3 protein-coding genes are annotated in these 3,508 nt (G+C 74.8%); 2 read left to right on the forward strand and 1 reads right to left on the reverse strand.

Translation table 11 applies throughout. The features are described from left to right. A partial coding sequence (gene hemG, locus VIU94_RS06240) for a protoporphyrinogen oxidase (RefSeq protein ID WP_331908403.1) occupies positions 1–758 on the reverse strand: 758 nt, incomplete at its 3' end. A gap of 198 nt (positions 759–956) precedes the next feature. Here hemG and VIU94_RS06245 point away from each other — a divergent pair. Both VIU94_RS06245 and VIU94_RS06250 read left to right on the forward strand, forming a co-directional pair. Then, positions 957–1,949 carry a DUF4349 domain-containing protein gene (locus VIU94_RS06245; RefSeq protein WP_331908405.1) on the forward strand — a complete coding sequence of 331 codons (993 nt, stop codon included), beginning with the start codon at positions 957–959 and terminating at the stop codon, positions 1,947–1,949. 27 nt (positions 1,950–1,976) lie between these two features. Further along, complete coding sequence (locus tag VIU94_RS06250; protein ID WP_331908407.1) at positions 1,977–3,359, forward strand: FAD-dependent oxidoreductase; 1,383 nt, start codon at positions 1,977–1,979, stop codon at positions 3,357–3,359. The last annotated feature ends 149 nt before the right edge of the window (positions 3,360–3,508 follow it).

Consider the following 3,508-nt stretch of genomic DNA (forward strand, 5'->3'; position numbering starts at 1 on the left):
CGGATCGCGTCGGCGACCGCGCCCGGCAGCACGCCGATGCCGCCCTCGATGCCGAGGAAGGCCGAGCCGCCGAGGCCGGTGGCCGCGCCGGCGGCGTCGGACGGGGTCGCCGCGCCGGCCCGCTGGACGGCCCGGACGGCCTCGCCGAGGGTGCCGTGGGCGCGGGCCTCCTCGAAGAGCTTGGGCACGGCGGCCCGCATCGAGATCTTGTACGCGTCGCCCGCGTACACGCCGCCGAGGAGCGGTTCGACAAGCCGGTCGACGACCTCGCGGCCCATCCGGTCGGCGACGTACGCGCCGATGGCGACGTCCTCGCCGAGGGCGGCGGGCGGCAGTTCGCGGTCCCGGCCGACCCGGCGCAGGCCCTCCTCGGACAGCAGCCCGGTCAGCGCGGCGGCGTCCCCGGGCACGCCCATGACGTGTCCCTTGGGCATGGGCCGCAGCGCGTCCCGGCTCCATACGGAGGCGGTGGTCGTGGCGGGCGCGAGCATCCGGTCCCCGAGCCCGACGGCGCGGGCGAGGGCGATGGCCTCGGGGCGGCGTGCGAGCAGCGACTCGGCCCCGAGATCGACCGGCGCGCCGGCGATCTCCCCGGCGTGCAGCTTGCCGCCGACCCGGTCGCCGCCTTCGAGCAGCGTCACCCGCACGCCAGCCGTCACGAGCCGGTGCGCGGCGGCCAGTCCGGCGATGCCGCCGCCCACGACGACGACATGACGGCCGGCCGGCGCCGGGGCGTCCGTGCGTGTGTCCGCGTTCATGCCTCCACTCTCTCAAACGCCGCCCTCCCCCGAGCTCTCGGCTGCGCTCGAGCAGGGGGACCCCCATGCCGACGCGGGCGTCCCGCCGCCCGTTCCGAGTCCGGAACGTGACCGCATCGCTACCGGGAAAGGGCAACCCGCACAAGGGCCCCGCACGTCGAAGGGGCACCATTCGGCACCCATCCCTGGGGGGATCTCATGCGCAGAACACGGATCGTCGCGGCGGCGCTGCTCGCCGCGTCGCTGGCCCTGGCGGGCTGCGGCGCGAGCGACGACGCCCGGTCCGCTGCGGACAGCAAGGGCCTCGCCGCACAGAAACCCGCCGACGAGGGGGCCGAGGGGGCCGAGGGGGCGGCGGGCGCTCCCAGGGAAGGGGCGGGGGACACGGCCTCCGGCCCCGAGAAGCCGGCGGGCTCCAAGACCCCGGCGGTGGCGCGTCAGCACGTCATCCGCACCGCCGAGCTGTACGTCGAGGTCGCCAGCGCCCCCAAGGCCCTGCTCACGACCCGTGACGTCGTCGCGCGGGCCGGCGGGCACGTCTCCAACGAGACCACCGAGCGGATCGACGACAGCCACGTCACCTCGCGCGTGGTGCTGCGCGTCCCGCAGGAGCAGTACGACTCCGTGCTCGGCCGGCTCGCCGGCGCGGGCAAGCTGATCTCCCGGAAGGCGGACGCCAAGGACGTCACCGAGCAGGTCGTGGACGTGGACAGCCGGATCACGACGCAGCGGGCCAGCGTCGAGCGGGTCCGCAAGCTGATGGACAAGGCGACGCAGCTGAGCGACGTCGTCACTCTGGAGGGCGAGCTGAGCCGTCGTCAGGCGGACCTGGAGTCGCTGCTCGCCCAGCAGGCGTCGCTGAAGGACCGCACGACGATGGCGACGATCACCCTGGAGCTGACCGAGCGGGAGACGCCGAAGCAGCCCGAGGACGACACCCCCGGCCTGCTGGAGGCTCTCGACGGCGGCTGGAGCGCGCTGGTGACCTCGCTGACCTGGCTGGCGATCGTGCTCGCGGCGCTCGCCCCGTGGCTCGCCGTGCTGCTCGCGCTGTACGCGGCCTGGCGCTGGCTGCTCCGCCCGCGCCTGTCGAAGCGGACGCCGACTCGGACGCCGACGCCCGGACCGACCCCCGTGCCCGCGCCCCGACCTGACGGAGCCTCCGCCGCGCCCGCTCCCAAGGAGGACTGAACCCCCGCCCCGACGTAGCGTGTTCGCATGAGCGAGCGACTGGTCGTCATCGGCGGCGACGCGGCGGGCATGTCCGCCGCGTCGCAGGCCCGCAGGCTCAAGGGCCCCGAGGAGCTGGAGATCGTCGCCTTCGAGCGCGGCCACTTCTCCTCGTACTCGGCCTGCGGAATCCCGTACTGGGTCGGCGGCGACGTCCCCGCGCGCGAGGAGCTGATCGCGCGCTCGCCGCAGGAGCACCGGGCCCGGGACATCGATCTGCGGATGCGGACCGAGGTGACCGAGCTGGACGTGCCCGGTCAGCGGGTGCGCACCCGCGACCTGGACAGCGGCGCCGAGTCCTGGACCGGCTTCGACAAGCTGGTGATCGGGACCGGGGCGCGCCCGGTGCGCCCGCCGCTGCCGGGGATCGACGCCCCGGGCGTGCACGGGGTGCAGACCCTGGACGACGGCCAGGCACTGCTCGACTCGCTGACGGCGCTGGAGACCGACGGCGGCCGGAAGGCGGTCGTGGTGGGGGCGGGGTACATCGGCGTGGAGATGGCCGAGGCGCTGCTCAAGCGCGGCTACGAGGTGACGGTGCTCAACCGGGGTCCGCAGCCCATGGCCACCCTGGACCCGGACATGGGCCGCCTTGTGCACCGCGCGATGGACGGTCTGGGCATCACGACGGTCGGCGAAGCCGAGGTGACGGCGGTCCTCACGGGCCCGGACGGCCGGGTGCGGGCGGTGGCGACGGCGGACGCCGAGTACCCGGCGGACGTGGTGGTCCTCGGGATCGGGGTCCGGCCGGAGACGACGCTCGCGCGGGCGGCGGGGCTGCCGCTCGGCGGGCACGGCGGGCTGCTGACCGACCTGGCGATGCGGGTGCGCGGCCACGCGAACGTCTGGGCGGGCGGCGACTGCGTGGAGGTGCTCGACCTGGTGTCGGGCCGCGAGCGGTACGTCCCGCTGGGCACGCATGCCAACAAGCACGGCCAGGTCATCGGTTCGAACGTGGGCGGCGGGTACGCCACGTTCCCGGGCGTGGTCGGCACGGCGGTGAGCAAGGTCTGCGAGCTGGAGATCGCCCGGACCGGGCTGCGCGAGAAGGACGCCCGCGAGGTGGGGCTGCGGTACGTCACGGTGACGATCGAGTCGACGAGCCGGGCCGGCTACTACCCGGGGGCGGCCCCGATGACCGTGAAGATGCTGGCGGAGCGGCGTACGGGCCGGCTGCTCGGGGTGCAGATCGTGGGCCGGGAGGGCGCGGCGAAGCGGGTGGACATCGCGGCGGTGGCGCTGACGGCGGGGATGACGGTGGAGGCGATGACGGCCCTCGACCTGGGGTATGCGCCACCGTTCTCGCCGGTCTGGGACCCGGTGCTCGTCGCGGCGCGCAAGGCGACGGCGGCCGTTCGGGCGGCAGGTTGACTCGACCGGACCACATCGTCCAGTGACGGTTTGCGAGCGAATTTGCACCGTGCGTCACTGATCGCATGATCCGACACACCGTGCGAGCGCTCTGCGCCGCCTCCCTCGTGATAGCCCCGCTCGCCCTGAGCACCCCCGCCCACGCCGCG

Origin of the sequence: Streptomyces sp., from assembly GCF_036566765.1 — a bacterium.
In the GTDB taxonomy this organism is placed as follows: Bacteria; Actinomycetota; Actinomycetes; order Streptomycetales; family Streptomycetaceae; genus Streptomyces.

What these genes read in the sequence shown, in the direction of transcription:
- VIU94_RS06250 (WP_331908407.1), top strand. Translation starts at nt 1,977, where the DNA reads ATGAGCGAGCGACTGGTCGTCATCGGCGGCGACGCGGCGGGCATGTCC.
- VIU94_RS06245 (WP_331908405.1), top strand. Translation starts at nt 957, where the DNA reads ATGCGCAGAACACGGATCGTCGCGGCGGCGCTGCTCGCCGCGTCGCTG.